Source organism: Pseudoalteromonas sp. NEC-BIFX-2020_002, from assembly GCF_013002825.1.
Lineage (GTDB): Bacteria > Pseudomonadota > Gammaproteobacteria > Enterobacterales > Alteromonadaceae > Pseudoalteromonas > Pseudoalteromonas neustonica.
Genome location: NZ_JABEPJ010000003.1, coordinates 160,992 through 181,308 on the forward strand (window position 1 = coordinate 160,992; position 20,317 = coordinate 181,308).

Here is a 20,317-nt window from a genome sequence, read left to right on the forward strand (position 1 = left end):
GCAAAACTCAGTCGTTAAAACGACTGAGTAATTTTTCCTTCAGTCATTTTGACTAAGTGGGGTGGGTAAATTCGCGAAAAGTGCTTTGAATCTTTCGCAATTTTAAGCTCCACACCAGGGTGCATTAGCTCATTAATTTTTAACCGACTGGTTGCTAATAAACGCGTTATTTTTTGTTTTATCAAATGTTTTTTACGTTTGGTATTCGCGATACGAATATCAATTTGTTGCTCGCTGGCTGATATTTTATCTAAAAATAGTTGTCGCTTAACGGGTAGTGGAATTTTAACTGCTTTTTTACGCGCTTGCTTAAGTGCGACAGATTTAGTGGCGAGCAGTTTTTCAAAATCGGCAATTTGTTGTTGTTTTTGACGTAAGTCATGCCAATATTGCGCAAGATAAACGCGGGTTTTAGTACCTGATGGCGCACCTAATTCGCCGGTTTCAATCCGCATTGCGTCTAGTATATTGCCACCAATTATTTTACCTCTGGGATTATTGGCTTTTCCTACACGAATTAACCGCCGCGCACTTAAATCACAATGCAATGCCTGACGTTCTATAAATAAATCTTGCTCAGTATGAATATGACAATATTGCGCATAGCCAATTGAAATAGTACGAGCTGCTTTAATTTTACAGGTAAAGGCTTCGCTACCTTCACGCTTTCTGCCTATCGCGCCCAACATGATAGTAACGGCACTCGCACTTTCGATTTTTCCGGATTCAACAAACCCGAGTACAGTGATATCACCACTTGCACGAACACGCATACCATCTTTAATATCACCGCTAATGATTACACTGCCATCAAAATCAACATGGCCAGTGCCAATATCAACATTATCAAAACAGAGAACATCATCAACCCGCATACCTCGCGGCAGAGCAACGGGTACGCCTTTACAGTCTGCTATGAGAATATTGGGGTTTTCCGGGTCTATTTTAGTCCCTTCAAAAGGTTGTAATGCTAAATCTTTTCCTGGGTTGGCGGGAAGAATATCACCAAAAACAGTGTAACCATCTTCACCTGGCGTTGCAGCAACACGCTGCATTAGAGGGGTGCCCGGTTTTACCGTAATAATGGCGCCTAAATCACGCATGTCGACCTTACCGCCTTCTTTTGCTTGCGGGCTTAAAACGCGGTCTTGGGCTGTAGAACACAAACGCACAAATTTAGCATCACTGCCTTCTTTAGGCCTGCGCCCGTGAGCAACAATCGCCTTATAAGAAACACCAGCAGGCTTTTCAAACTGTTGGCCTAAAAAATTATCCAGTGCGCGAGTGCTAACACCTTGTAATACACCAGCGTCAGCTAACACCTCGCGCGCCAGTTCCATAGACATCAACGTGCCGCCCTTAGCGGTGGTCAATGTTGCCTCTGCTACCATATTTTTTTCATCAACTTGAATGAGTAATGATGCATCAAGTGCACGGGCAATAATGAGAGGATCAGCTTGATAGTTTTTGCTAGGAGAGAACAACTTACCGATATTTGCACTGACTATTTCAAAATCAGCATATGCAGATTCTTCTATTAACTCCATAAGTTGAGAGCTAGTGGCTGGAAAACCACTGTTTTTTGGGTGCTCAAGCAATGAAACAAAGCCTGTTTGCATATCATGGGTAAACAACGACATTTAGAATACTTCCTATTTAATATGCCTGTTTTTATTATTTTTTATCCCCAAACCAAATAACTAAAATGAGTTTGGTGGTTTAGCCAAGCATTTGAGCATAACTTTGAATGTATGTTAAGCAATTGTTCTATTTTATTTCGTTTCTCGGCATTTTGTTAACATGTTTATGTGTGTTAAATGAGCAGTTGAATAAAATGCTTAAAATAAAGCGCAGAAGGGCCTTGAGTATCAGTGCGTTACTCAGTTATACTGGCTGCACGCCCTGAATGGGTTTACTAATTCAGGGGCTGATTAGGATTCGACGGAATTCAAGAAGCCCAAGGTGCATGTCGAGGTGCGGTTTGCCTCGTTAAAAAGCCGCAATCTAAAGTAATCGCAAACGACGATAACTACTCTCTAGCAGCTTAGGCTGGCTAGCGCTCCTTCCATGTATTCTTGTGGACTGGATTTTGGAGTGTCACCCTAACACCTGATCGCGACGGAAACCCTGGCCGGGGTTGAAGCGCTAAAACTAAGCGGCCTCGCCTTTATCTACCGTGTTTGTCCGGGATTTAAAGGTTAATTAAATGACAATACTAAACATGTAGTACCGACGGTCGAGGCTTTTCGGACGGGGGTTCAAATCCCCCCAGCTCCACCAATATAGGTTTTTAAATTCGTTGATTTAAAAACCCTAAAAAACCCGCAAATTTGAGCAATCAAGTTTGCGGGTTTTTTTATGCAATTCATTTATATAAACAATGGGCTGACTGTACAAATAAAGTTTGAAAGTGTTACTTTATCAACGACTGCTCAATTTAATAACCTAATTAATGAACTGACAAAATGGCCAAATAAGCACCGCCTTTTACACTATCAAATAAAACACTCACGTTAGTTGCCAAAATTAGTGAGTCTATTGGTCGACTCACAGTGCAACAAGAGCAAGCCAAGTTACTGCGCTTACGTAAGGTTAACCGCATGCGAACCGTGCAAGGCTCACTTGCGATTGAGGGAAGCACCTTAACGCAGCAGCAGATAACCGCTATTTTGGATGGCAAACGTATTATAGCCCCACCTAAAGAGGTGCAAGAAGCGCATAACGCGATTAATAGTTATAACGCGCTAACTCAGTGGCAGCCAACAAACCCTTCAAATCTTTTAAGTGCGCATTTATTGATGATGACAGGCTTAGTTAACGATGCAGGCATGTACCGTCAAGAAGGTGTAATGTCGGGTGAGCAAGTTGTACACATGGCACCGCAAGCTGAACGTGTACCAAAATTAATGGCTGAACTATTAGAATGGCTAGAAAGTAGTGATGTTCATCCACTTGTTGCCAGTTGTGTATTTCATTATGAGTTTGAATTTATTCACCGTTTTCAGATGGCAACGGCCGAGTAGGGCGTTTATGGCAAACGTTGATACTGTCTAAATGGCATGACGTGTTTATTAATATTCCTGTTGAAAGTATGGTGCATCAACATCAAGACGACTACTACCTCGCTATTCGCCAAAGCACCCAGCAAACCGATAGCGCTCCATTTATTGAGTTCATGTTACAAATGATTTTTGATGCAATAACTGAGGCTAAAACGTCAGAAGCTGAGGGTTTAAATGCGGGCTTAAGTGAGGGTTTAAAACTATCTGACGTTGATAAAGTCATTTTGGCGTTTATCGAACAAGGCCGCTATATGGCCAATGCACAGCTTGCTGAGAAATGTGGTAAGTCGCAAAGTACCATTGAAAGGCGCATAAAATTTTTAAAAGGTGCGAGATTAATAACACGCATAGGCGCAAAGAAAACAGGCTATTGGCAAGTAAAGCAGTAGCAGCGAGTTAAAATAACTGCTGTAAACCTAAAAACGCTTGATGTGCTTTATTGGTATTCAGTTCGTTCTCAGGATGAATTTTTTCATAGAGCGTTAAGCTTCTCCCATTCATTGGAATAATAGGATTATGACCGTGGGGAAGTGCATTGGCGTAGATAAAACGCCTATGCACTTAGTTATTAGTTTAACCAGCGAATTGCATGGTTAATACGATCATTGTAGTTTTGTAGTGGTGCACCGAGGCTGGCGACTAAAATAGTATCAGCATCCGGGCCACGATTAATATGGCCTTCAAAACGGTCATCTTGGAAGTCATCTTGACCAAGACCAAATGATTGTTGCTTCGATGGCACAATAAATACAGTCATAGGTCCGTGATCAGACTCAAATATTAAATGTAACCCTTTTTGACCTTTGAAGTCGCAAAACATCAAGTAGGTGACTTTGCCGGGTAACTCATCTAAATGACCACCTAATACGGCAAATTTTTCGTTGACCGTTTGTAAGCTGATTTCGGCAGTTTTTTCTAATGCATTAATTTCATAGTAAACGTGAGCAAGTGCATGTTCGCCAGCACCATAGGCTACACTTTGTTCACTACTAAAGAAAAATGCACTGACCGCTACTAATAATGAGGCGGCCATTGCTAACGGTAAACGATTACGTTTAAAGCGCGAACTGGCATCAACAACATTATTAGTAGGTTGCTGTGTTTGCGTTACTGCGTTAGCTTGCTCAGATTTTGTGTGCTGTGTAGCAGTAGACTCATCTTGAGTATGCGCAGCGGTATTCGCTAGAATACGCTCTGAGAGCCCTTTTGGTACAGGTATATCAAGTGCGCCTGAAAGCTCTAAATCAAAAGCTTGCATTTCATTGATTAGCTCTTGTCGCTCAGGGTGTTGCTCTGCAAATTCCAATAGCTCCTCATCGGTGCTACTTGGTTGTGCAAAAACTCGGCGACGAAACTCGAGATCATCCATTATTTTGATGCCCCTTTAAGTTGTTCATCATCACGGCTTAATGCCTCTTTTAACTGGTTTCTCGCACGGTATAAACGTGTCATAACCGTGTTCTTATTTAAATCTAATATTTCTGCTATCTCTTCGCCTGAGCAACCCATTACAACTTGCAGCAGTAATGGTTCGCGGTATTCATCGGATAATTTAGCAATTTGACGTTGGATCACTGTTTGTTCCATTTCGTCATCCAAAGTGACGCTTTTTTCGTCAACTAAGGTGTCATTTTCAACATCACTATAATCAAATTGTTTGCGTTCAAAACGGCGGGCATTTTCCCGGCGTAAAATCGTCAATAGCCATGGTTTAGCTGCTTTTTGATCTAATAGTGAGTCAAGAGCGCGCCAAGCACGTAAAAACGTTTCTTGAACAAGATCTTCGGCAATATTAGGGTCACGACATAACCAATAAGCAAAGCGATATAGTTCACTATGATAAACATGAACAAGTTTCTCATAGCGTTTTTGTTTCTCTGCCATATTTACTAAGACCTGATCATTAGAATTTTTATTTCCAAGCATAAGCACTTTTTTATTTTAAGTAATTCTTTGTTTAAGTCGAGAATAACACCTCATTACTCAAACTCTATTTATAAAGTCCTTTTAACACCGATTCTTGTGACGTTTTTTGTATTTTATGTTGCTCTTGTAATAGGTTTACAATAGCAACCATATCAACATCTGTATTGTTAGGACTATAGAGCGCAGCCCGCAATTTAGCAATGTGCTGGCTAAGCAAAGCATTATCAGCGTGCAGTTCTAGCTTGTCTATCGCACTATGAGATTGTTTTGTTGTTTGTACCGCGTAACGATTTAGAGCCTGATAAAAAGCGCTTACATTGTTATTTTTACTGTGGCGTTTTAATTCATCCAAAAATAGTGACGATTTATTTGTTACTTTTTTAGCGGGGGCATTTATCAGCTCACGATGAGATTTACTACGCCACCATAAAATAAGTGTTATAAGCCATAATAAGTAACCAATTACACTGATAATCACGAGCCATAACGGATATGAGTTTATATACACTGATGAGGTAGATATTGGTGTACGTGAATCTGCCGATACGCCTTGATCTGATTGTGCAGGCAAGGGTGGGTTTAGCGTTGTGGTGCTGCTAGGTATCACAGTGATTGTACGGGCAGGTAGCGTAGCATAGCTAATTCGATTTATTTTGGTGTTATACCAAGGCACGCTTACCTCAGGTAATGTGTATGTGCCTGGTGTTTGTGGTAATAGTGCGTATGAGGCTGTTTGTTGTGATATTACTCGACCATCACGAACTAGGTGGTTATTCTCTTTTTCATCAGGGTAGCTGCGAATGCCTTGTATTTCAGGTAATTCAATATCAGGTAATTGCTCTTTAGTAATACCAAGGGCTGTTAAAGTTAAAGTCCGTGTAATCGGTGTACCAACTTCAACAGTATCGTCAGTTGGTTGCCACTGCTCATCTAAATTGACTAACTCACTTGGTAACCATGAACCTTGGTAATCACTCTGTATTGGCTTTATCTCTACATTGACGCTTTCACCTAGTGCGGAGATTTCTAGTTGACGGTAATTCTGGCGAACGCGGCCTTGAAACGCAGGCGCTTCAATAGTATAACTGCCACTTTTTTGTGGCTGGACTAAATACTCTCGGGTGATAACTAAGTAACGTTTACCATCTATAAGTTCATAGTTTTCCGTTTGCTTACCGATTTGACTCAATTGTGCATCAGGCATGCTTGGTGCCGTTAAATTGCCATCTAGCAGTTCTTTAGCAAGGTAGAGCTTAATCGTGTATAGGCCAGCTTCTTGCACGAATAAACTTTCACTAGAAAGCGACGCTTTAATAAATGCATCACTACTTTGCTCAGTATCCTTGCTGCGCTGCGCCACTTTTAAAGTGATGGGAATAGAGTTTACGCCAGCAATACTAAATGCAGGTATTGTATATTCACCCGCACTTCGGGTCATTAGCTTAACTGACCACGTCGTTTGCTTTGAAATACTGCCATTGACGATATTAGTACGAGTACTAACACTGGTTGGCCCAACGACAAAATCCTTTAACAACGCAGAGGTGTCTGGTTGTTCGTTTTTTATGGTGTCGTCAGCACTGATACTGAGGGTAAAAAATTCACCCGCGAGTACCGGGTTTTTATCAACACTGGCTTGTAATTGAGTAACAGCCCACAGGGGCATAGCGCTGATAAGCAACAAACAACAGATTAATCGCATTACCATGATTTTTCGACTCCTTGTGGGCGGCGTTGACGGTTTCGTTTTTGGGCTTCTAATTGCATTTTATTGCGTAATAAAATAGCAGGGTCATCGGGGACTTTGCGCAACAGTTGATTTAATTGCTGTGCTTTTTCTTTTTCTTCATTAGTGAGCTCTGCAGTTTGCGCTTGCATAGCTTGTTGCTTTGCAGCTTCTTCTGCTTGTTGCTGTTGCTCAGAGGTCATTTGCGGTTGTGCTTGCTTGTCATCATCTTTAGCGGCGTCATCCTTTGATTCGTTCTGCGCACTTTGCTGCTGCTCTTCGCTACTTTTATCGGTGTCATTTGGTTGAGCTTCCATTTTTGGATCATTTTGCTCAGAAGGTTTACCATCTTTTTGCTTGTCATCAGCTTGCTGTTCATCACTTTGCTTGGATTCATCACCTTGTTGAGGTTGTTGATCTTCAGATGGTTTGTCCCCTTGTTGTGATTTATCTTTATTTTCTTTGTTTGGCTGATCTTGGCCTTGCTCGCCATCTTGGCTTTGTTGCTCTTGATCTGAGTCCTGATCTTCTTGCTGTTGCTGCTGATCCTTTAATTGCTCAACAAGTGCTTTGTTATCTTTTGCTTGGGTAAAGTCGGGGTCTATTTCAAGGGCTTTTTTATAAGCTTGTGTTGCTTCTTCTAACTTTCCAGCTTTGGCAAGGGCGTTGCCGTAGTTATATAAACCCGTTGCGGTTTTATCTTGACTGAACTGTGTCAAAGCAGCATCAAAATTGCCTTGCTGGTAAAGCGCCGCGCCTTTTAATTGACTTGATTTTGCTGTAGCTGCTTGATCATATTCACCTTTCTGGTAAGCATCTAATGCGCGTTGATCTTGATTTTTAAATACACGCGGCACCTCTACAGCATATGCATTTTGTTGTGGTAAAAAGCAGATGACTAAAAATGCAGCGGCAAATGCACCACGGCGAAAAATCCACATCATCATTGGCAGTAAAATAAACAGGCCATAAATACCGGCATCAATACGCCATAATGCTTGGCTTTGCTTTTCATTTTTTAACATTTCGCTGTTGGCACTGGGTGCAAAAATTTGAATGTCACCAGCACTAGGTTGGTAAGTTGCAAACTTGCCACCACTGTTTTTGGCTAAGCTATTAAGCATGCTTGTGTTGATGGTTGGGATCACAATTTGGCCGTAGCTGTCTTTTAAAAAACCACCTTCAGGGAGCTTAATGGGCGCGCCTTGCTCTGTACCCACACCATAAATATTCAACCGATAGTTATTTGCTGCAGTAAATTGACTAATGTCTTGTTGCTCACTTTGCTCCACGCCATCTGTAATTAAAATAATGTCGCCTTCAAGGTAGCCTGCTTGTGTTAATAGCTCTTTGGCTACATCGAGTCCGGCAAGTACGTTTGAACCTTTGTCGGGCATAATATCAGGGCTTAAACTTGGGATCAGATTCTCAAGTGTTGCAGCATCATTGGTTAAAGGAGAAATAGTATAAGCAGTGCCAGCGTAAGCAACAAGTGCGGTGTCGCCTTCTTTAAACAGTTCAATCATATCAAGCGCTTTAAAACGGGCTTGCACTATGCGACTTGGGGCAATGTCGGTACTGTACATTGACAGCGACATATCCATTACAATTACACGGGCGTTTTTACTTTGAAATACCGGTACTTGCTTTTCTTCAAAGCTAGGGCCAGCGCTAAAAACAACGGCTAAAATAGTAAAAAGGGCAATTAGCCACATAGGTTGTGACTGTTCTTTGCTATTGGTGTTGATCACAAACTTTGCAAGGTGCGGTGCGATTAGTTCACTTTGGCTCGTTTTTTTGTTTTTGATCATTGCAATCATAAACACTAAGCACACAGGGATTAATAGCCACAAAACGGCTGGGCGGATAAATTCAAAGTCCATTAGGCCTCCTGTCTTAGTGTTTTTGCCGTAATGAACATAACGCGCAGGCCAATCAAGGCCAATGCAATTAATAACGGGTAATAAAATAATGCACTTTGCGGGCGAAAAGTTTGCTCATCGGCGCTGATAGGCTCGAGTTTATCAAGCTCTTGATAAATTTGTTGCAAGCCGGCCACGTCTTTTGCGCGAAAGTAGAGTCCGCCAGTTTGTTCAGCAATGCGTTTAAGTAAGGTTTCATCTAAACTTCCACCGCTCATGCCACCCATATTGAATAAGCTAAAACCGCGCGGATTATCAGAGCCCACACCTATGGTATACACTTTAATGCCTTCTTCGCGTGCAAGTAATAAGGCTTCTTCTGGATCTAAATTACCGGCGGTATTTTGGCCATCGGTTAAAAGTACTACTATGCGGTTACTTTCATCTTTGTTAGCAAAGCGCTTTACAGATAAACCCAATGCATCGCCAATCGCAGTTGCGCGGCCAACTAAGCCAATTTGTGCCTCTGAGAGCATTTGACTCACGGTTTTTACGTCCCGGGTGAGTGGGGTTTGTAAAAAAGCCGTGTCGCCAAATAAAATCAGCCCTAATCGGTCACCTTGGCGTTGCTCTATAAAGTCACTCAATACTGCTTTTACCATGGTTAGACGATCAACATATTGGCCTTGATATGCCATATCTTGCTCGGTCATCGATCCAGATAAATCCACAGCAAGCATAATATCGCGACCTTCATTAGGTAATGTAATTGGGTCATCGAGCCAAGTGGGGTTTGCCAGTGCGGTAACTAATAAAGCCCAAATTAACCATTCAAATAAGCTAATACCGCGAGTTTGCTGCTGGGCAACTTGCGTGGCCAAATTGTGTTTGGCAAAACTGGGAATACGTAATCGGGTGTTACCTTCGCTGTGTACGGGTTTAAACAAGCGTAACAACCAAGGCAGTGGCAATAATAAAAATAACCAAGGCCAGCTAAATTCAAACATTTAACGGCTCCTTTACTTTAAATTGCACAATGGCGAGTTTTAATTTATTCGCTAGCGCCGCTTGATTGGTTTGCGGTTGATATAGGCTCATGAGTTCAAGTTCAGTGAATTGTTGACCGGTCAGCTTATTTAGTGTGTTACACCATTGCTGCGTGCCTTGCGATGCCACGCGTTGTTGATAGTAATGTAATGCCAGACGTTTAATTAAAATATGTAATTGCTGGGCATCATTATCGCATTGGTTACTTAGTAAAATAGCCTGACGTTTGGCTTTTTTAAATTGGTAAGTCTGATACAACTTGTAACTAATAAAACTAATAGTCAGTAGCAGTATAGCTATTATAACCCACCAAATAGGTGCTAATGGCCACCAAGAAACGTGGGTTGGTACAATTACATCATGTAGGCCATCTAATGGAGAGGTTTGCATGTTACTTTCTCACTAATTGTAGCTCAAGGGGGGTAGCTGCATTGAATGATATTAAATTAAGACCCGATTTAGTTAAACGCTCTAAACGTGAAGCAAATGCTTGCTCAGCAGTTTTAGCAAACTTATCACGAAAGCCTTTGTCCATAAGCGGCAGGGCAAAATCACTGCCATTGGCACTGACTGTTACCGTTTGTTTAAACGCAGGGAGCTGGTGCTCAAATGGGTCGCTAATATGGCAGCCAATTAGCTCACAGTGACGACTCAGTATTTCTAATTGCTTAAAGCTGGCATCATCAAGGGTGCTAAAATCAGACACCAAATACACTAAACTACCTGGCTTGGCTAAATGGTTTAAGCGCTTGAGGTTATCGCTGAGTTTATTTTCGGTGGGCTCGTCAATGCGTGTCAGTGCTTGCTGGTGGTTATCGCATAAATTGTGACACAGTTTTAATACTGCTTTCTCACGGGCGGTGGGTTTTAGTTCTAAATGACCATGTTGATTAAATACAATACCGCCGATACGATCACCACGTTGACATGCAGACCATGCAACTAATGCGCTAATATGCGCTGCTTGCACAGACTTAAGTAACAGCTTGGAGCCAAACAGCATCGAATTAGAAAAGTCGGTAAACACAAACACTGGGCGTTCTTTTTCTTCTTGAAAAAGTTTAGTGTGGGTTTCACCAGTACGTGCGGTAACACGCCAATCAATTGAGCGAATATCATCGCCTTGTTGATAATGGCGTACTTCGGCAAACTCCATACCACGGCCTTTATGAGGCGCAAGATATTGGCCAGTTAGGCTGTTTTTAATTTTAGCTTTTGGAGCAAGCTCAAGCAAGCGGGCTTTAGCTTTGTAATACATCAGCTCTTTAAGCCCTAAGTCGACCCCATGACTATGACTTAAGCTAAGCCATTGTTGATTATCTAATTGGCTTTGCATAGTTTATGGCACGGCAACAAGTTCTAGGATACGGCTAATAACCTGATCTTTAGTCACACCATCAGCTTGTGCTTCGTAACTTAAGATAATGCGGTGGCGCAGCACATTATGCAGTACCGCTTGAATGTCATCAGGTGCAACAAAGTCACGGCCTTGTAACCAAGCATGTGCGCGGGCACATTTATCAAGGGCAATCGTGGCACGTGGGCTTGCGCCATACTCAATCCAACTGCCTAGTTGAGCATCTAATTTAGCGCCTTCACGCGTGGCAATAATTAGCTGTACTAAATACTGTTCAAGTGGCTCAGCTAGATGCAAGCCTAAAATCGCTTTGCGTGAAGCAAATAAGTCGTTTTGACTAATTTGTTGTGCAGGGGCTTGATGTTCGCTCAGTGCTTCGCCGCGAGTCAGACGTAAAATGTCAAGCTCATGCTCTGCGCCAGGGTAACCAATACTTAGGTGCAATAAAAAGCGATCAAGTTGTGCTTCAGGTAGCGGGTAGGTGCCTTCTTGCTCAAGCGGATTCTGCGTCGCCATCACCATAAATAAATCAGATAGCGGGTAAGTATTTTTGCCTACCGTAACTTGGCGTTCTGCCATCGCTTCTAATAAGGCTGATTGGACTTTAGCTGGGGCACGGTTAATTTCATCGGCTAAAATTAGGTTATGGAATAATGGGCCTTTCTCAAACACGAACTCACTGGTCTGTTGGCGGTAAATATCTGTGCCAGTGACATCCGCAGGTAATAAATCAGGAGTGAACTGCACGCGTTGGAATGAACCTTCAACGCCTTTGGCAAGTGCATTTACTGCTCGGGTTTTAGCAAGCCCTGGAGGGCCTTCTACTAATAAGTGACCATCGGCTAAAATAGCGATAAGTAGCGCTTGAGTTAATTCTGGCTGGCCAATAATTTGGCTGTCTAAATAAGTTTTTAATTGTGAAAATACGTTAGCGGCCATAATAAAAGACTGTCCTGGTTAGCAAGGTTTATAAAAAGCTTTATTGGTTATTGGGATTATTGTTCTATAACACAAGTGTTAGACCCTATTTTACAAAATAGTTCGTTATTTTTTAACGGTTTTTACCCTAGCATAGAAATACAGGTATTTTTTGTAAATACGCTAAAAAAAGCCTATTGTTGGTAACTAATTATACTATTTTCAATTTCTCTATTGGCTTTAGTACACGGGTTGTTTAGAATCGAGGAAAATAAACAGGTCAGACCTGTCAGCGGGAGAGCATTAATGTCTGAGCAAAACATACTAAAAACAGCAAAGGGCGATCGTATTGCCATCGTCAGTGGTCTACGTACACCATTTGCTAAACAAGCAACTGCATTTCACCATGTACCAGCCCTTGATATGGGCAAGTTAGTGGTTAACGAAATGCTTGAACGCCTTAACTTTGATAAATCTGAAATTGATCAATTAGTATTTGGCCAAGTAGTGCAAATGCCAGAAGCGCCAAATATTGCCCGCGAAATCGTATTAGGTACTGGTATGCCAGTATCCGTTGATGCTTACTCAGTATCACGCGCCTGTGCAACTAGTTTTCAGGCAATTGCTAATGTAGCTGAGTCGATTATGGCAGGCTCTGTACAAGTGGGTATTGCGGGCGGCGCTGATTCGTCATCGGTATTGCCAATTGGCGTAAGCAAAAAACTAGCTGGCAGCCTTGTTGATTTAAATAAAGCGCGCACACTTGGACAACGCTTAAAAATATTCTCAAAATTGCGTTTAAAAGATTTACTTCCTGTACCACCTGCTGTTGCAGAATACTCGACGGGTTTATCTATGGGTCAGACTGCTGAGCAAATGGCAAAAACTCATAATATTAGCCGTGAAGATCAAGATGCGCTTGCGCATCGCTCACACACACTTGCTAGCCAATCATGGGCAGATGGCAAGCTTGCCGATGAGGTTATGACTGCGCATTTACCGCCGTATAAAAGTTTTATCGAGCAAGATAATAATATTCGTCATAACTCAACGGTTGAAGGGTATGCTAAATTAAAGCCTGCATTTGACCGTCAACATGGCTCTGTAACCGCTGCAAACTCAACACCACTAACAGATGGTGCGGCTGCGGTACTGATGATGAGCGAAAGCAAAGCTAAAGCATTAGGCTATAACATTTTAGGGTATGTGCGTAGTTTTGCGTTCTCTGCTATTGGCGTAAATGAAGACATGTTAATGGGGCCTGCACATTCTACGCCTATCGCATTAGCAAGAGCAGGTATTACGCTTGCAGATCTTGATTTAATTGAAATGCATGAAGCATTTGCAGCGCAAACGCTAGCAAATATGAAAATGTTCGCCTCTGATAAATTTGCACAAGAAAAACTCGGTCGCAGTAAAGCGATTGGTGAGATTAACATGGATAAGTTTAATGTTATGGGCGGCTCGCTTGCATATGGGCATCCATTTGCAGCAACTGGCGCACGACTTATCACCCAAAGTTTACACGAACTTAACCGCCGAGGCGGTGGCTTAGCACTAACAACTGCATGCGCCGCAGGTGGGTTAGGTGCAGCTTTTGTATTGGAGAGTGCGTAATGACACAGTCTGTATTTAGTTTAGATGTTGATGATAACGGTATTGCCGTAGTTACTATTGATGTGCCGGGTGAAAAAATGAACACCCTGCGCGATACCTTTGCCGATGATTTAAAAACGTTGCTTGATGACGCGAAACAGCAGTCAGTTAAAGGCATGGTATTTATCAGTGGTAAAAGCGATAACTTTATCGCCGGCGCCGATGTGAAAATGCTGGATAGCGTAGAGCGTCGCGAAGATGCATTAGCGATCAGCGAGCTATGTCACCGTGCCTTTTTTGATATGAAAAAACTGCCGTTTCCAACCGTCAGTGCTATTCATGGTGCAGCGCTTGGTGGTGGTTTGGAGTTTGCTTTAGCGTGTGATTACCGCGTGTGTACTGACAGCGATATTACCAAGCTAGGCTTACCTGAAGTGCAGCTTGGTCTATTACCTGGTGGTGGTGGTACTCAGCGCTTACCGAAATTAGTTGGTTTGCAAAAAGCCCTAGAGTGGACACTAACAGGTAAACAAATACGCGCTAAACAAGCTAAAAAGTCAGGCTTAGTGAATGATTGTGTCCCCCAAACTGTATTGCTAAAAGTGGCCAAAGAGTTTGCGTTAAAAGGCAAGGCAAAAGCGAGTAAGCCCAAGCTTGATCGTGTTAGCCAATTGCTTGAGTCAAATCCATTTGGTCGCAATATCATTTTTAAAAAAGCACAAGAAAACGTACTGAAGAAAACCGGTGGTCATTACCCTGCGCCACTGGCTATCATTAAAGCAATACGCGCCAGTGTAGAGCTTGATGAGCTAAAAGCTTATAAAACAGAGGCAGAAGGGTTTGCTACGTTAGTGATGAGTAGCGAGTCTAAAGCATTACGTGGGATCTTTTTTGCTACCACCGAAATGAAAAAAGAATGGCGTAACGATGACGCACCGGCGATCACCAAAACAGCAGTGTTAGGTGGCGGTTTAATGGGCGCAGGTATTGCCCATGTTAGTGCTGTAAAAGCGGGTGTATTAGTGCGCATTAAAGATGTAGCAGAGCAGGGCATTAGTAATGCCATGAATTACAGCTATAAAATTTTAGATAAAAAGCAAAAGCGTCGCATTTTATCTACAGCTGAACTGCAACAAACAATGAATCGCATTACTGGCACAACTAATTACAGTGGTTTTAAGCACATAGATTTAGTAATTGAAGCGGTATTTGAAGACTTAAGCCTTAAACAGGGCATGGTTGCTGATGTTGAACGTGAATGCCAAGCAAACACTATTTTTGCTAGTAACACGTCATCATTGCCTATCTCACAAATAGCGGCAGAAGCGGCCCGTCCAGAGAATGTGATTGGCTTACATTACTTCTCACCGGTTGAGAAAATGCCATTGGTTGAAATCATTCCACATGAAGGTACGTCGCAAGAGACCATCGCGCGGATTGTTAACTTTGCCCGTAAGCAAGGTAAAACGCCGATTGTGGTAAAAGATAAAGCGGGTTTTTATGTAAACCGTATTCTTGCCCCTTATGTGAATGAAGCTGCAAATTTATTACTTGCAGGCGAGCCAATTGAAAAAATTGATGCTGCGCTTGTTGAGTTTGGTTTCCCTGTTGGGCCGCTCGCTTTACTTGATGAAGTAGGGATTGATATAGGCTCTAAAATTGCCCCAATTCTTGAAAAAGAACTGGGCGATCGTTTTAAAGCGCCAGATGCATTTTCGCGTTTAATTGATGCGAAACGCTTAGGCCGTAAAACGGGTCGTGGTTTTTATCTATACGATAAAAAGAGCAAAAAAGTGGACGAATCAGTTTACGAATTACTTGGCGTGAGCCCTTCACCACGTTTAAACAAGAGTGAGATAGCTCAGCGTTGCGTTGCACAAATGCTTAACGAAGCAGCGCGCTGTTTAGATGAAGGCATTATCGCCAGTCCTCGCGATGGTGATATTGGTGCTATATTTGGCATTGGCTTCCCACCATTTTTAGGTGGTCCATTTAGTTATATGGATAAGCTTGGTGCGGATAAAGTAAGCTCAGAAATGGCGACGTTTGCTAATTTTAATCCGGTATTTGCGCCGTGTGCACCCTTGGTTGCAATGGCTGATGCTGGTGGGCGTTTTTATCAAGTAGTACCAGCTCAAACACAGCAAAATATTGTTGAAACGACCGTAGTTGATGACGCAATTAGCAAAGATGAAACTACTGACATTGAGAGCTCAGAAGCGGCTGTTACTAACGCTGAAAGAGAGGACGCTGAAAATAGTGAAACTGATACTAATGTCGTAAACTCAGCGTGTGAAGGTACCGATAAAAAGTCTTAATCTTTAATTTTTATTTATAAAAACGCACTTTAGTACTAGTGCGTTTTTTTATGCCTTTTTAAAATGACAGCTCAAAAAACCACTAAAAAAGTTTGTACTATTAAGGATATAGCGAACTATTTTAGGGAACACAGACAGGAGAATAAAAAATAATAAAAAGTTCTATTTTTCACATATAATTACAAAGTAATTAATCGTGGAATATTAAATGTTTAAAATGGGCTTTCTTAAATCAAAAAAATTATTAGCAGTTGGCTTTTCGCTTACTTTAGCAACAGTCGCTTTTGTTATTTTACGGTTTGATCAGCCCTTAATTGCACAGCTTTCTTACGTGGTATTTTTAGTAACTCTTGGCTTAGCTTTTGCTCTTTCTAATGTGCGCTATAAACAAGGTTTAGCTGCAATATCCTTTTTATTTATTTTTATGGTGGGCTTATTATTCCATCTTGATATAGAAGTAATAGAAGAAGTGTACTTATTGATCCCATTATTATATTTAATGGTTTTCCCGGGTTCCATGCTTCCTATCCCTATTGCTGTTTTACTATTAAGTGCGTATGTCTCCTCTATTAATGCGGCTGAATTTTTAGACATTATTGAAGATGGGGTCGAGATGATAGTTATCACCTCATTTGCGACAATCATGACCTATTTTCAGCGTAAAACTCACTCGCAAATGGAGTTGTTTCGTACTGAGAGCTATACGGACTACTTAACGGGGTTGGGTAATCGAAAAAAGTTTTTTGAGGTATTGCTGTTTTTTAAAGAGCAATGCCGAGAAGATTCAACGCTAAACTTTTCATTACTAATAATCGATTTAGACGGCTTTAAAAAAGTAAATGATCAGCTAGGTCACCTGACTGGTGATAGTGCATTAAAAATGGTGACAGATCGTTTTAGTCAATTGATAGATGAAGATTCGCTATTATTTCGTATAGGTGGCGATGAGTTCGCTTTTATCACAACACCAAGTGATAACTCCAAACAGGTTGCTCGTGCATTAGCCAATGCGATTCACACATTGAGTAAACCGAGCTACTTATTAAAAGCAAAAAACTACCAGTTAACGGCAAGTATCGGTATCGCAATCTTTCCTGAAGATGCGACTGAAATAGAAATTTTATGTAGCAATGCTGACATGGCCATGTACCATGCAAAAGCTGTGGGCAAGAATGATTTTTCGTTTTATCAAAGCCAGCTTACAAAGCAAACGCTACGACGCTACCGATTAGAGAACGATTTAAAGTTTGCGACGGAGCGTGGTGAACTCGCTCTTCATTATCAGCCTAAAGTGTGTATCACGACCGGTGAAATCAAATCGGCTGAAGCCTTAATTCGTTGGTTCCACCCTCAATTGGGGTTTATTAGCCCTGTTGAATTTATTCCAATAGCAGAACAAACTGGTTTAATAAACCCGATTGGTGAGTGGATCACCGAAACAGCCTGCCAGCAAATAGCTCATTGGAAAAAACAGTTTAACATTGAAAGTGTTGCAATTAACGTGTCAGCGATACAACTACAAGACCCACTGTTTTTAGATAAGCTAACAAGCGCATTAGCACGTAATAATTGCACTACAAGCTGCTTAGAAATAGAGCAAACAGAAACTGCTTTGATGGCAAATGCGAATGACAACATTCGTGTACTGACTGCGTTGAAAAATGCTGGTTTAACCCTGTCGCTTGATGATTTTGGTACTGCTTATTCTTCACTATGTCAGCTGAGCTTGTTACCTCTGGATATTTTAAAAATAGATAAGCGCTTTATCGATGATTGTACGACCAATCGACGAGACCACATGGTGGTGCGAACTATTATTCAACTTGCGCAAAACTTAGGAATGGGCACTATCGCAGAAGGCGTTGAAACACCAGAGCAATTAGCATTACTGAAACAAGAGGGGTGTCAATTGTATCAGGGGTACTTTTTTTCAAAGCCTCTCAGTGCTGAAGATTTTACAGCGTTACTCAGGGCGTGTTGACCTTTGTAAGGCGCTATGGTTTGCTTACCATAATGGCAACCTCTGTAACGTAATTTTGAGTGGTTTGGGTGTATAAGCTAATTCGTATTTTTTTACTCTCTAATGTATAAAATAAAGTACGGCGCAAGCTATCGCCTTTTATAAGATCAGGGTTACCAAGTGTTTTTTGATAAAATGCACTTACTTCACTCACTGATTGTGCCACATAGCCTGTTTGTACTAACGGGTAGTCATCAGCAACTGTTAATGAGAGTTTAAAGTCAGCAGGTAACGGTACGCTTTCTAGGTTTGCTGCACACGTAAACGAACTCAAACTTATAGCTAATAATAATGGCGTTATAATTTTAGTCATTAGATCCCTTAAAAAATTTATCCCAGTCTTTTATCTGATTGTGTCTAAATTTTAGCTTGTTGTCACCTAACTTAAATTTTATTACGAATTAAGTCTCTTACAATAAAACGGGCAGGGTGAATTGCCTGACTTACTCGTTCACTTAAAGGGTGTGGTTCATCGTTAAGTACAGCCACTAATTGCTCCGCACACAGTGGCGCGCTGCATAAACCTCTAGCACCAAAGCCTGTAAGTATATGTAAGCCTTGTAGCGGCTTTTGTAATGGCTTGTATTGATAGCGCTTTCCTGAGCGTAAGTTGGCAAACGCATGTATATAATCACTTTGCTGTGCCCATTCCCCAGCCATTGGAAGGTGATCAATAAAACTACAGCGTACAGCGGCTTTGGCGGCCGTGATAGCACCTAAGCTACTAGCAAACTCTGTTTGCCCATAAAAGTTAAGTAACTGCTCGCGATTGGTGGTGTTGTCTTGCTCTGTAACGGCACGGCTTTTGGTGTTTTTTTCAAAGGTTGCGCCCATACAATGGTGGTCTAAATACGCAGGGGTAAAATAACCCTTATGACAGAGTACAGTTTTGAGTTTTGTTGAGGCTGCACTTGCTTGTACGTGCGAGACTTGACCTCGCACACCAACAATAGGCAGTGACTTAGTTTGTTCAAATCGGTCACTGTGCTCACCGGCACAAATAATAACGTCACTAAATGGGCCAAATTGTTGCCCTTGGCTCTGTAATAGCCAACCTTGTGGTGTTTTTTCAAGCTTGTCGATATCACAATTAAAATGGCTTTGGATCGGAGTTAGTGCATGAGCTTGTTGGTAAAGGGCATTGACTAACTGGGGGGGATTAACCCAGCCTCCTAATTCAAAGTACACACCAGAGTAGCCAGTGCTGACACCTGCAATTTCATCGCCTTGAGCTGGGGTTACATTGTGCATTAATTCATTTGGCCATAGCTGCTTATTTTCAATATTTTGATGACGCTCAGCTAATGGCTGTTTTATCGCATGTTGTAATACGCCACACCATTGATGGTCATAATTAAAGCCATTGTCTATGAGCTGTTGGTAGAGTCGTTTAGCGTATAAAAAACTGTGCGCAAAAAGCTCACTGTGTGGGGAGTTCTTTGCTTGTAAATGCGGGTAAATCGCACCTTGTACGTTATGAGAGGCGCCCATTGCAAGTTGCGGATCTTGGCAAAATAGTTGGCTGTTACAACCGCGTTTAGCCAAGCTATATAAAACAGCACTGCTGGCAATGCCTCCGCCAATAACAGCTACATTTTTAAGCGAGCTTTGCTGGTGAGTAAAGTAAGCTGGAGCAGAGTGTGCTTTATTGGCATGAGGCAAATGGCCAATCAGCATTTCATTTTTACTGCCATGCCCTTTCGCCTTTTGTACTGAAAACCCAGCGTCTGAAAGGCCTCTGCGTACAACGCCGGCAACTGTAAATGTTGCTAATGTGGCATTAGTGCGAGAAATATCTGCCATTGCATTAAATAAGGCTGGTTGCCACATCTCGGGGTTTTTACTTGGTGCAAAACCATCTAGATACCAGGCATCTATAATACCTGTTTGCGGGTAACTTATGCCAGCAAGTGAATCTAGAACATCGCCAAAGTATAAATCGAGTACAACTTGACCATTTTCAAATTCAAGACGGTGACAGCCGGCTAAATTTATAGGGTATTTTGCGAGTAACTGTTTACTCTGTAACGCTAAAGTCGGCCATACTTGCAGCGCTTTTTTTAGATCGTCAGCTTTAATAGGGTACTTTTCAAAAGAAATAAAATGTAAGCGCTGAACATTTTGTTGTACTGAGTTGTGAACTTCTAGATTATGATGTTGCCTACTGGTTAGATAATTTTTAAATTGCAGCCATGTATTTAAAAAGTTAAGCCCAGTGCCAAAACCTGTTTCACCAATAACAAAATGAGGTCGGTCATGATTTTGTAATCGATGAGGCATATTATTTTGCTGATAGAAAACATAATCAGACTCTGCTTGGCCATCATCGTTTGAAAAATAGACATCATTAAAGTTGTCTGCAATAGGTGTACCTAAGTGATTAAAGTGAATTTCAGCGTTTTTGATCATGGTATGCAATTAATGAGTACTTTTTTTCATTATTTTACGTGTTTTCTTTGAAATAGTCTGGCGTTATTTATAAGCT

The 20,317-nt window shown here is 41.6% G+C and carries 16 protein-coding genes and 1 other RNA gene; 6 read left to right on the plus strand and 11 right to left on the minus strand.

Going from position 1 to position 20,317, the window contains the following annotated elements:
* Positions 1-14 precede the first annotated feature (14 nt).
* The gene (locus HJP15_RS05080; RefSeq protein WP_054454989.1) at positions 15-1,640 is read right to left on the minus strand and encodes a flagellar assembly protein A; all 1,626 of its coding nucleotides are present in this window, start codon (positions 1,638-1,640) and stop codon (positions 15-17) included.
* A 283-nt stretch (positions 1,641-1,923) separates the two neighbouring features.
* Here HJP15_RS05080 and ssrA point away from each other — a divergent pair.
* From ssrA to HJP15_RS22285, 3 genes are all read left to right on the plus strand, one after another.
* Positions 1,924-2,280, plus strand: a transfer-messenger RNA (tmRNA) gene (gene ssrA / locus HJP15_RS05085).
* Positions 2,281-2,552: 272 nt separating this feature from the next.
* On the plus strand, positions 2,553-3,023 hold the full coding sequence (locus HJP15_RS22280; protein ID WP_212760626.1) for a Fic family protein: 471 nt from the start codon (positions 2,553-2,555) through the stop codon (positions 3,021-3,023).
* 41 nt (positions 3,024-3,064) lie between these two features.
* Positions 3,065-3,451, plus strand: coding sequence for a winged helix-turn-helix transcriptional regulator (locus HJP15_RS22285; RefSeq protein ID WP_212760627.1), 387 nt, complete (start codon positions 3,065-3,067; stop codon positions 3,449-3,451).
* A 179-nt stretch (positions 3,452-3,630) separates the two neighbouring features.
* On the opposite strand, the gene HJP15_RS05095 is transcribed toward HJP15_RS22285, so the two are convergent.
* The 8 genes from HJP15_RS05095 to HJP15_RS05130 form a co-directional block, all read right to left on the minus strand.
* Complete coding sequence (locus tag HJP15_RS05095; protein ID WP_169326984.1) at positions 3,631-4,431, minus strand: DUF3379 family protein; 801 nt, start codon at positions 4,429-4,431, stop codon at positions 3,631-3,633.
* Complete coding sequence (locus tag HJP15_RS05100) at positions 4,431-4,988, minus strand: sigma-70 family RNA polymerase sigma factor (RefSeq protein WP_054454983.1); 558 nt, start codon at positions 4,986-4,988, stop codon at positions 4,431-4,433. The genes HJP15_RS05095 and HJP15_RS05100 overlap by 1 nt, the downstream gene beginning before the upstream one ends.
* A 64-nt stretch (positions 4,989-5,052) precedes the next feature.
* Positions 5,053-6,696: a BatD family protein gene (locus HJP15_RS05105; RefSeq protein WP_170173180.1), complete on the minus strand. Its 1,644-nt coding sequence runs from the start codon at positions 6,694-6,696 to the stop codon at positions 5,053-5,055.
* Positions 6,690-8,597, minus strand: coding sequence for a vWA domain-containing protein (locus tag HJP15_RS05110; RefSeq protein WP_170173181.1), 1,908 nt, complete (start codon positions 8,595-8,597; stop codon positions 6,690-6,692). The genes HJP15_RS05105 and HJP15_RS05110 overlap by 7 nt, the downstream gene beginning before the upstream one ends.
* Positions 8,597-9,583: a vWA domain-containing protein gene (locus HJP15_RS05115; protein ID WP_054203207.1), complete on the minus strand. Its 987-nt coding sequence runs from the start codon at positions 9,581-9,583 to the stop codon at positions 8,597-8,599. The genes HJP15_RS05110 and HJP15_RS05115 overlap by 1 nt, the downstream gene beginning before the upstream one ends.
* Complete coding sequence (locus tag HJP15_RS05120) at positions 9,576-10,013, minus strand: DUF4381 domain-containing protein (protein WP_170173182.1); 438 nt, start codon at positions 10,011-10,013, stop codon at positions 9,576-9,578. The genes HJP15_RS05115 and HJP15_RS05120 overlap by 8 nt, the downstream gene beginning before the upstream one ends.
* Before the next feature lies 1 nt (position 10,014).
* The gene (locus HJP15_RS05125; RefSeq protein ID WP_169326980.1) at positions 10,015-10,959 is read right to left on the minus strand and encodes a DUF58 domain-containing protein; all 945 of its coding nucleotides are present in this window, start codon (positions 10,957-10,959) and stop codon (positions 10,015-10,017) included.
* Positions 10,960-10,962: 3 nt separating this feature from the next.
* Positions 10,963-11,919: an AAA family ATPase gene (locus HJP15_RS05130; RefSeq protein WP_054203204.1), complete on the minus strand. Its 957-nt coding sequence runs from the start codon at positions 11,917-11,919 to the stop codon at positions 10,963-10,965.
* Between the two features lie 285 nt (positions 11,920-12,204).
* Between HJP15_RS05130 and fadI the strand changes: the two genes are divergently transcribed.
* From fadI to HJP15_RS05145, 3 genes are all read left to right on the plus strand, one after another.
* Positions 12,205-13,515, plus strand: a complete 1,311-nt coding sequence (gene fadI / locus HJP15_RS05135) for an acetyl-CoA C-acyltransferase FadI (RefSeq protein WP_054203203.1) — start codon at positions 12,205-12,207, stop codon at positions 13,513-13,515.
* Positions 13,515-15,812: a fatty acid oxidation complex subunit alpha FadJ gene (gene fadJ / locus HJP15_RS05140; RefSeq protein WP_170173183.1), complete on the plus strand. Its 2,298-nt coding sequence runs from the start codon at positions 13,515-13,517 to the stop codon at positions 15,810-15,812. The genes fadI and fadJ overlap by 1 nt, the downstream gene beginning before the upstream one ends.
* 208 nt (positions 15,813-16,020) lie before the next feature.
* Positions 16,021-17,793, plus strand: coding sequence for a putative bifunctional diguanylate cyclase/phosphodiesterase (locus HJP15_RS05145; RefSeq protein WP_170173184.1), 1,773 nt, complete (start codon positions 16,021-16,023; stop codon positions 17,791-17,793).
* A gap of 13 nt (positions 17,794-17,806) precedes the next feature.
* Here HJP15_RS05145 and HJP15_RS05150 read toward each other — a convergent pair whose 3' ends face one another.
* Both HJP15_RS05150 and mnmC read right to left on the minus strand, forming a co-directional pair.
* Positions 17,807-18,145, minus strand: coding sequence for a hypothetical protein (locus HJP15_RS05150; RefSeq protein WP_054203200.1), 339 nt, complete (start codon positions 18,143-18,145; stop codon positions 17,807-17,809).
* A 71-nt stretch (positions 18,146-18,216) separates the two neighbouring features.
* On the minus strand, positions 18,217-20,241 hold the full coding sequence (mnmC, locus tag HJP15_RS05155) for a bifunctional tRNA (5-methylaminomethyl-2-thiouridine)(34)-methyltransferase MnmC2/FAD-dependent 5-carboxymethylaminomethyl-2-thiouridine(34) oxidoreductase MnmC1 (protein WP_170173185.1): 2,025 nt from the start codon (positions 20,239-20,241) through the stop codon (positions 18,217-18,219).
* Positions 20,242-20,317: the final 76 nt, after the last annotated feature.

What these genes read in the sequence shown, in the direction of transcription:
- HJP15_RS05080 (WP_054454989.1), bottom strand. Translation starts at nt 1,640, where the DNA reads ATGTCGTTGTTTACCCATGATATGCAAACAGGCTTTGTTTCATTGCTT.
- HJP15_RS05095 (WP_169326984.1), bottom strand. Translation starts at nt 4,431, where the DNA reads ATGGATGATCTCGAGTTTCGTCGCCGAGTTTTTGCACAACCAAGTAGC.
- HJP15_RS05100 (WP_054454983.1), bottom strand. Translation starts at nt 4,988, where the DNA reads ATGCTTGGAAATAAAAATTCTAATGATCAGGTCTTAGTAAATATGGCA.
- HJP15_RS05105 (WP_170173180.1), bottom strand. Translation starts at nt 6,696, where the DNA reads ATGGTAATGCGATTAATCTGTTGTTTGTTGCTTATCAGCGCTATGCCC.
- HJP15_RS05110 (WP_170173181.1), bottom strand. Translation starts at nt 8,597, where the DNA reads ATGGACTTTGAATTTATCCGCCCAGCCGTTTTGTGGCTATTAATCCCT.
- HJP15_RS05115 (WP_054203207.1), bottom strand. Translation starts at nt 9,583, where the DNA reads ATGTTTGAATTTAGCTGGCCTTGGTTATTTTTATTATTGCCACTGCCT.
- HJP15_RS05120 (WP_170173182.1), bottom strand. Translation starts at nt 10,013, where the DNA reads ATGCAAACCTCTCCATTAGATGGCCTACATGATGTAATTGTACCAACC.
- HJP15_RS05125 (WP_169326980.1), bottom strand. Translation starts at nt 10,959, where the DNA reads ATGCAAAGCCAATTAGATAATCAACAATGGCTTAGCTTAAGTCATAGT.
- HJP15_RS05130 (WP_054203204.1), bottom strand. Translation starts at nt 11,919, where the DNA reads ATGGCCGCTAACGTATTTTCACAATTAAAAACTTATTTAGACAGCCAA.
- fadI (WP_054203203.1), top strand. Translation starts at nt 12,205, where the DNA reads ATGTCTGAGCAAAACATACTAAAAACAGCAAAGGGCGATCGTATTGCC.
- fadJ (WP_170173183.1), top strand. Translation starts at nt 13,515, where the DNA reads ATGACACAGTCTGTATTTAGTTTAGATGTTGATGATAACGGTATTGCC.
- HJP15_RS05145 (WP_170173184.1), top strand. Translation starts at nt 16,021, where the DNA reads ATGTTTAAAATGGGCTTTCTTAAATCAAAAAAATTATTAGCAGTTGGC.
- HJP15_RS05150 (WP_054203200.1), bottom strand. Translation starts at nt 18,145, where the DNA reads ATGACTAAAATTATAACGCCATTATTATTAGCTATAAGTTTGAGTTCG.
- mnmC (WP_170173185.1), bottom strand. Translation starts at nt 20,241, where the DNA reads ATGATCAAAAACGCTGAAATTCACTTTAATCACTTAGGTACACCTATT.